The sequence below is a fragment of the Rhodococcus sp. I2R genome (assembly GCF_020889545.1).
Classification (GTDB): domain Bacteria; phylum Actinomycetota; class Actinomycetes; order Mycobacteriales; family Mycobacteriaceae; genus Rhodococcoides.
The window spans coordinates 1-6,945 of the sequence record NZ_JAHUTG010000049.1 but is presented as its reverse complement, the minus strand read 5'-3'; the positions used below and the strand labels follow the sequence as shown (position 1 = coordinate 6,945).

Genomic DNA, 6,945 nt, shown 5'->3' with positions numbered 1-6,945 from the left:
GCGAGATGCCCTTCGTTGTGGCCGAATTTGATCCTCGAGAAATCTCATTCTTCCACTACGACAGGGCATTTCGTGTCTGCGACCCGCGCTTGGTCGCTACCGAATCGGTGCAACCAGGATAAGCTCGTCGGGTGCGCCGACGGCAACAACCGCCGCTGCAGAAGCGGCATGGGCTCGACCCCGCTCGCATCCGCATGCCCGAGGACGGCACCTGGGTGACGATCCGCGATTTCCTCGTCGACGAGGTCCCGCGCATCGCGGCAACACGCATCGACGAGATGCTCGACGCCGGTGCCATCGTCGACATGGCCGGACCCGTCGCCCCAGACGCGTCCTACGTCCCAGGAGAGGCCGTCTGGTTTCACCGCGATCTGCCGGTGGAAACCGTTGTGCCGTTCGATATCTCGATCGTCCACCGCGACGAGACGCTACTGGTGATCGACAAGCCACACTTTCTTCCCACCATTCCGCGGGGCGGACACATCCTGCAGACCGCCTTGGTCCGGTTGCGCGAGGATCTCGATCTGCCGCAGCTCGTTCCGGCCCATCGCCTGGACCGGGTGACCGCCGGGCTCGTACTGTTCGTCGTCGAACCCTCTCTTCGCGGCGCATATCAGACGCTGTTCCAGGATCGGAAAGTACTCAAGGTGTACGAGGCGATCGCACCCTACGATCCCTCCCTGCGGTTTCCGCGCACTGTTCGCAGCCGAATCATGAAGGAAAAGAACACTTTCGAGGCACACGAGGTCGACGGTGAACCGAATGCCGAAACATTCATCGAGCTCGTCGAACACCGGAGCGGACGCGGCCGATATCGGTTGCATCCCACGACCGGCCGCACCCACCAACTGCGGCTGCACATGAACTCCCTGGGACTTCCCATCATCGGGGACGACCTCTATCCAGTCGCGTCGGGCCGAGCCGTCGACGACTACACCGAACCGCTTCAACTGCTGGCGGCGACGCTCGAGTTCACCGATCCGATCACCGGCACAGCTCGCCGATTCGAGTCCCGGCGGCGGCTCGAGTTGGAAATTCAGTGGCGGGATGTCCCTGGTGTTGTCGAGGCCGGGCGTGGATGATCGACGGGTGAAGTGTTCGAAATCGACGCGGTCAGGGCGGTGAGTGATCCTGTCTGTCGAACCGATCGTGGCCCGGTTGCTTGCTTCGGACGAGCCATCCATCCGTGTGCGGACTCGCATCGGTGTGTTGAGCGAATCGGCGGACAGTCCTGCGGTCACAGCTGCGCAGGCAGAAGTAGCTACGAGCGAACGGGTGCGCCAGCTGCTTTCGGAGCGATCAGCCGACGGCACCTTGCCCTTTCACCCGTACAACGCGAAGTGGTTCGGCGCTCATTGGGTGCTCGTCGCGTTAGCAGAGGTGGGGTACCCGGCGGGCGATGAAACGCTCGTCCCATTGCGCGAGCAGGCGTTGGGTTGGTTGTTGTCGGATCTGTACGAGGAACGCCACATCGGCCGAGTCCGCGGTACCGCACTGCCGACGCTGCACGCCTCGATCGACGGCAACTTGGTCTGGGCACTGCTGCGCCTGGGACTGGCAGACGAGCGCGTCGACTATCTCGTCGCCCGACTCCTCCGCGCCCAATGGCCCGATGGCGGATGGAACTGCGACCGCAAAGCAACCGGTCATGCTTCGTCGTTCGGCGAAAGCCTTGTGCCCCTCCGAGCATTGAACGTGCATGCACGCATCACAGGCCGCAGCGACACCCGCGACGCAGTCGTGCGTGCCGCCGAACTCTTTCTCGAGCACAGGCTCTTTCGCAGACTATCCAATGCGAGCGTGATCGACCCGTCTTTCCTGCAGCTTCACTTCCCGTGCTATTGGCACTACGACATCCTCATGGCGCTCACTGTGCTCGCCGAAGCGGAGATGCTCGGCGACGAACGCTGCGTCGAGGCACTCGAGGTCCTGGAGTCGAAACAGCTGCCCGACGGCGGATTTCCCGCTGAAGCGAAGTTCTACCGCGTCAGCGCATCGACGAACGCCAACGGACGCTCACTGGTCCGGTGGGGACCGACCAGCCGAAAGCAGTCGAACGAATGGGTGAGCTGCGCGGCGCTGAGCGTGCTGACCGCAGCGGGGAGGCGATGACACCTCAGGAGATCAGGTGCCCACGCTTCGATTGGTCAATGCGCAGAAGAGCAGTCCGGACGCGTTCGCTTTGATCACACGGTTCGAGTCGACGCACCTGCTTCGGGCTTGTCCTGCGCCAGAGATCTGCGATGCAGAGCTGCCCAATAGGTTGCCGCAATTGCGGTGCTGAAGCCGAACACCACCCAGGTGAGCATGGCCGCAACGGGACCGGCGATGAAGAAGCCAAGCAGCAACGCAGTCACCCAGATGACGATGAACAGCGTTGCTACCAGAACGAACCCGAGCAGCGTACGAAACGGTGAGACCATCACCATCCGGATCGGAGCCGTCCATGGTCGTACCGCCAAAGCCGACAGCACCGGCAACCCCGCCACCGCAACGACTATCGGCAAAATCGGCGAAAGAACGCCGGCAAGCGCTCCACCGACCACTGCTGATGTCACTCCTATCAACAGCCTGATCGAAGGAATCGACAAGCCCGCGTCGGCATCGACAGCGGTCGCCGCCACCCCCACGATCAGCCAGACCACGACGATCATCACCAGTCCAGACACCACCACGCGCAGTGCAAAAACCCAGTCGACGTGCGGGGTCGGATCACCGACCACCAGTAACCCCTGAACTATTGCACCGACAAGCACTACCGGCAGTACCACTCGGGCACCACGCACGAGCCCCTGCCACATCCCGATCACCGTGCACCCGCTGTTCCATTGCGCTCGAGAACGGACTGCACGGGCCCTGAGTAGATGACGGAAGTTCCGACCACGAGATCGAACGACGACTCATCCTCGGATGTCGATGTTGCCGTGATGGTCTCGTTGCCGACGGTCTCTCCAACACATCGAAGAGCCAACCCCTGGCCGTCGCACACAGGTGCAACGAGAATATCGACACCCTTCTCCAGTAGCACCTCGTTGGTCGCGTATCGCAAGTCTGCGACACCAGCTCCCCCGACTGGCGCGAGTGCGTCGACTTGCGAGCATCCCGCAAGAACAAGCGCGAGGGCCACTGCTCCGATCGCACCCTTCATCGCTGCGCTCGCTGCTGGTACGCGAGCAGGCGAGCGCGTTCGCTCATGTGTTGCTGTTCGAGCAAGGCATCCGTGATGGCGGCCAAGTCGAACGGTGCGGGCAACAGTAGCTCAGTGTTGCGGTCCAACGCCGAACCCCTTCTCATGAGTGGATTCTCGGCCCAATCGTTGGCAGCGAGTTCTCGACTCTGCGATGCGAGGTCCAGATAGCCACCCGACGAGCCGGGGGTTATCGGCGACGCGTGATCGAGAACCGTCGTGAACAGCGACAGCGTTCCATCCCTGTTGTCGACGATCTCGACGGTCTGCTGTTGCTGTGGAAAGTCGATGCACGACGCCGTCGTGATCTCCCAGAATCCGCTACCCGCTCCGCGGTGAGCGAGGATCTGATTCTGATGCGTATGCCCGTTGAGCCAACCGATCACCACCGGATACGACAAGAGAAGGTCGACGAATTCGTCTGCACCATAGAGTTTCTTGTTCGAGCCCGGTCGCTGCGCCCGATTCTCCAAGGTGAGGCTGTTGTGATGCGTCAGAACAAGAACGAGCTTCTTTTCTGACTGCGCGCGATTCAATTGGCCTCTGAGCCACTCGAACTGGTCCTCTGGCACTGCACCGTCGGCTCCAGCAACGGCATTGCAGGTATCGAGCCCGAAGAAACGTACGTTAGGGGTAACATCCGTTGTCCACCAGGTTTCCCCTGACTCGAGGTTGTGCTGGGTGAAACCGTGCCCGACGGGACCGGGTAACTCCGTGGTGTCGAAATGCTCGGCCATGAATTCACGTTGTTCGAACAGATAACGCCGCGGATCCGCTGTGACACTGCGAAACCCCGGCCGCAAGCCTGATTGAACACCCAATGCGTCCACCATTCGCTGCAGTGGACTTGCGGTCGCTGCGTATCCTGCCAACGTGGACGTCGCGATGGCACCCAGCGTGTACGCCTTCTCCGATCCGACTGCCAGTGAATGCAATTGAGAGGAGAGATCGAAAGTGCCGAGCATAAGCGTGTCGTGATTGCCGTACACCGAGTACCACGGCACCGGCAACCCCACCGACTCGACGGGTTGGGCAATGGCCTGGGACAACAAATTGGGAAGTCGGGGAAACCCGTATTCACCGAAAGATCCACCTGACGGGTCATCTGGCCGGTAGGCCCACTGCGCGTCCTGCCATGCCTGCACGCCTTCGAACACGGTAGGAGATCCGCTGTTCGGAGTCACCGGAACACCATCGAGAACATCTATGTACCAGCGTAGTTCGAGATTCGAATGCATGTCCGCACTGTCGCCGGTAACGATTGCTGCGCCGAGCGGCACTCCACTCACCGGACTGACCGAGTTGTCGGCGAACGACTTCACCATCGCTGCAGTCACGTGCACGGTGAGTGGGTCCTGCGGATGGAACGCCGATCCCCATGTCGCGTGATCCTGCACGATCATCGGCTCGATACGGCCGGGCGACTGGGCATCGATGACGTGCATGTCGGACAGGTGCCCAAGATAGAGGATCGAACGGCGCACGCTCGCTCTCACTGGCGACGGTGCCGCACGCAGAATATCCAATCGCTGCACATAGTTCTCACCCGGCGCAGCCGTCAGCGTTCGGTACGAATGAGCGTCCCCGGCGTTCCGCAGAATCGTCCCCGACAACGTCGACAACGGCGCTTCGGGAGACGTCTGAGCGACCGCGAGTCGATCGCCCAGCACGCTTGGAGCCATCCCCCACAACGCCGCCAACGCGCCAACGCGGGTGACGAACTGGCGACGGGACAATCCGGTCATGGAACTCCTCGGGTCAGCGCTAGCGAAAGAATAGCGCCGGAACCGACGGGATGGAACAAATCCGGCCCACCCTTGCGGGTGGACCGGATTCGAACAACAACCTGTGGCGGAAGCGGAGGGATTTGAACCCCCGGACGCTTTTACACGTCTCTCGCTTTCAAGGCGAGTGCATTGGGCCGCTCTGCCACGCTTCCGTGCAAGATACTAAACGCTGAGCGCCCGCTGCAGCGAATCACCCCTTGGTCGATGCGGTGCCCATTGCTCGGTCGACCTTCTCGAAGATGTCACCGAGCACCGTCAGCTCGTGTTCGGTCAGCAGATCCACGAGGTGCGCTCGGACGCTGACCACGTGCGTCGGGGCCGCTTCGACGAGCCGACGCCGGCCTTCGGCGGTGATGACGGCCAGCACGCCCCGTCCGTCGTCGATACAGGTGCTGCGCTCGACCAGGCCGTCGGATTCCATCCGGCGAATCTGGTGGGTCAGTCGGCTCCGGGAGGACAGGACGCCGTCGGCGAGATCACTCATCCGCAGGGAACCGTCGGGCGACTCCGACAGCATCACGAGGACGCGGTACTCGGCCATCGTCAGGTCGTGCGCGTCCTGTAGATCCTTGTTCAGTACCCCCATCAGTCGTTGGCCGCCGTCCACATAGGCGCGCCACGCTCTCATTTCCGCAGCATCGAGCCACTGCGGGTCCCCCCCGGGACCAAAGGATCGTTCGGCCGTCACCCGGCCATATTAGTCATTGTTCCTACCGAGGAGTAACCCACCGCAATCTATGCCCGAAATCGACATGCGGAATACGCTCGGTTCATGTCCGAACACCGCAGGCCCGAACCGCACATCGATGCCCCCTTCGTCCCCGCGGCGGACCGCTACGACTCGATGCTCTACCGCCGGACCGGTAGCAGCGGCCTGAAGCTGCCTGCCATCTCGCTGGGACTGTGGCACAACTTCGGCGACGACGCCCCGCTGATGACGCAGCGTGCGGTGCTGCGGCGCGCCTTCGACCTCGGCATCACGCACTTCGATCTGGCGAACAACTACGGACCGCCGTATGGAAGCGCGGAGAAGAACTTCGGGCGGATCCTGCGTGAGGACTTCGCCGGCTACCGCGACGAGTTGGTCATCTCGAGCAAGGCGGGCTGGGACATGTGGCCCGGGCCTTACGGTTTCGGTGGGTCACGCAAGTACTTGACGGCCTCGCTGGATCAGTCGCTGCAGCGGATGGGGCTGGACTACGTCGACATCTTCTACAGCCACCGCCCCGACCACGAGACGCCGCTCGAAGAGACAGCGGGCGCACTGATCAGCGCGGTGCAGCAGGGAAAAGCCCTCTACGTCGGCATCAGTTCCTATACACCCGACAACACGGTGAAGATGGCGGAGATACTGCAGTCGGCGGGTGTCCCCCTGTTGATTCATCAACCGAGCTATTCGATGGTGAACCGCTGGATCGAGGAAGGCCTGCTCGACGCCCTGGACGGTCTCGGCGCGGGAGCCATCGCGTTCTCGCCGCTGGCGCAGGGGATGCTGACCGACAAGTACCTCGACGGGATCCCGGAAGGTTCACGGGCGACTCAAGGGAAGTCGCTGAACCCGGACTGGTTCACCGACGCGCACGTCGGGCATCTCAATTCGCTCAACGACATCGCTGCCTCGCGCGGTCAGTCGCTCGCCCAGCTCGCGCTCAGCTGGGCACTGCGCGACCCACGTGTGACGTCTGTGCTCATCGGAGCGTCGAGTGTGCGCCAACTCGAGAACAACGTCGGGGCGCTGGACAATCTCGACTTCAGTGGCGACGAGCTCTCCCGGATCGACGAGCATGCGCGGGACTTCGGGATCAATCTCTGGGATGTGTAGGCGCTTCGCGCATGTGAGTGGAAATACATGACGGGTTCAATCGGTGGTCGCAACGAGCGTCCTGTTGTGTTCCTCGACGAAGTTACCGAACTTCGTGAGAGGAGTATTCCATCCCAGCGTTTTGCGGGGACGGTTGTTCAGTAACGCAG

7 protein-coding genes and 1 tRNA gene are annotated in these 6,945 nt (G+C 62.1%); 3 read left to right on the top strand and 5 right to left on the bottom strand.

Annotated features, from left to right (window positions below; all coding sequences use genetic code 11):
- Nucleotides 1–131 precede the first annotated feature (131 nt).
- Nucleotides 132–1,082, top strand: coding sequence for a pseudouridine synthase (locus KVY23_RS24540; protein WP_230558509.1), 951 nt, complete (start codon nt 132–134; stop codon nt 1,080–1,082).
- Nucleotides 1,083–1,125: 43 nt separating this feature from the next.
- Complete coding sequence (locus KVY23_RS24535) at nt 1,126–2,112, top strand: hypothetical protein (protein WP_230558508.1); 987 nt, start codon at nt 1,126–1,128, stop codon at nt 2,110–2,112.
- Nucleotides 2,113–2,186: 74 nt separating this feature from the next.
- Here the strand turns inward: KVY23_RS24535 and KVY23_RS24530 are convergent, their stop codons facing one another.
- From KVY23_RS24530 to KVY23_RS24510, 5 genes are all read right to left on the bottom strand, one after another.
- Nucleotides 2,187–2,801 carry a hypothetical protein gene (locus KVY23_RS24530; RefSeq protein ID WP_230558507.1) on the bottom strand — a complete coding sequence of 205 codons (615 nt, stop codon included), beginning with the start codon at nt 2,799–2,801 and terminating at the stop codon, nt 2,187–2,189.
- A 5-nt stretch (nt 2,802–2,806) separates the two neighbouring features.
- Entirely contained in the window at nt 2,807–3,148 is a 342-nt protein-coding gene (locus tag KVY23_RS24525; protein WP_230558506.1) for a hypothetical protein, read from the bottom strand.
- Entirely contained in the window at nt 3,145–4,932 is a 1,788-nt protein-coding gene (locus KVY23_RS24520; protein ID WP_230558505.1) for a TIGR03767 family metallophosphoesterase, read from the bottom strand. Before KVY23_RS24520 ends, KVY23_RS24525 begins: the two co-directional genes overlap by 4 nt.
- 104 nt (nt 4,933–5,036) lie before the next feature.
- Nucleotides 5,037–5,126, bottom strand: a tRNA-Ser gene (locus KVY23_RS24515).
- A 38-nt stretch (nt 5,127–5,164) separates the two neighbouring features.
- The gene (locus KVY23_RS24510; RefSeq protein ID WP_371829806.1) at nt 5,165–5,662 is read right to left on the bottom strand and encodes a MarR family winged helix-turn-helix transcriptional regulator; all 498 of its coding nucleotides are present in this window, start codon (nt 5,660–5,662) and stop codon (nt 5,165–5,167) included.
- A gap of 84 nt (nt 5,663–5,746) precedes the next feature.
- Here KVY23_RS24510 and mgrA point away from each other — a divergent pair, with 84 nt between their 5' ends.
- Complete coding sequence (gene mgrA / locus KVY23_RS24505; RefSeq protein WP_230558504.1) at nt 5,747–6,796, top strand: L-glyceraldehyde 3-phosphate reductase; 1,050 nt, start codon at nt 5,747–5,749, stop codon at nt 6,794–6,796.
- Nucleotides 6,797–6,945 lie beyond the last annotated feature (149 nt).